The organism is Methylobacterium hispanicum (assembly GCF_022179285.1).
Lineage (GTDB): Bacteria > Pseudomonadota > Alphaproteobacteria > Rhizobiales > Beijerinckiaceae > Methylobacterium > Methylobacterium hispanicum.
Genome location: NZ_BPQO01000092.1, coordinates 1 through 814 on the forward strand (window position 1 = coordinate 1; position 814 = coordinate 814).

At 78.6% G+C, this 814-nt stretch carries 1 protein-coding gene; it reads left to right on the forward strand.

Features of this window, described 5'->3' with window-relative positions; all coding sequences use genetic code 11:
* Window positions 1-814, forward strand: an 814-nt coding sequence (locus tag MFF56_RS31875) for an Ig domain-containing protein (protein WP_238232220.1), incomplete at both ends; no start/stop codon positions are given.

An 814-nucleotide genomic window follows, 5' to 3' on the forward strand; every position in this document is an offset into this window, starting at 1 on the left:
CGTGGTGGCCGACCCGCTCGTCCTCGCCGGCGGCGCCGGCGAGGGCATGCTGGGCGAGCCCTACGAGGCCCGCTTCTCCGCCGGCGGCGGCAGCGCCCCCTACGCCTTCGATCTGGCCGGCGGCACCCTGCCGCCCGGCCTCTCCCTCGAGGCGGACGGCCGCATCGCCGGCACGCCGACCAGTGCCGGCAGCTACCCGGGCATCGTCCTGCGCGTCACCGACGCGGCGGGCCGGCGCGAGCAGACCAGCTTCGCCATCACGGTCGCCGGCCCGCTGCGCATCGCCGGCAGCCCCGGCGCGGCCGCCACGCTCGGCCAGAGCTACTCGGCGAGCTTCGCCGCCTCGGGCGGGCGCGCGCCCTACAGCTTCGCGCTCGCCGCCGGCACCCTGCCGCCGGGCCTCAGCCTGTCGACGGGTGGCGCCATCTCCGGCACCCCCACCGCAATCGGCCGCTTCGCCGACATCGCGGTCCGCGTCACCGACGCGGCCGGCCGCAGCCGCAGCTCCGAGCCCTTCGCGATCACCGTCTCGGACGTGCTGGCCGTCGCCGGCACCGCCTCGACCTTCGCCACGATCGGCCAGCCCTACGGCGCCCGCTTCTCGGCCAGCGGCGGCGCCGGGCCCTACGCCTGGAGCCTCGCCTCCGGCACCCTGCCGCCCGGCCTCGCCCTCGACGCGGACAGCGGCGCCGTCGCCGGCGCCCCCACCAGCCTCGGCTCCTGGCCGGGCCTGCAGCTGCGCGCCACCGACCGCGACGGCCGCAGCGCGCTCTCCTCGGTCTGGGGCATCTCCGTCGGCTCCAGCCTCGCCATC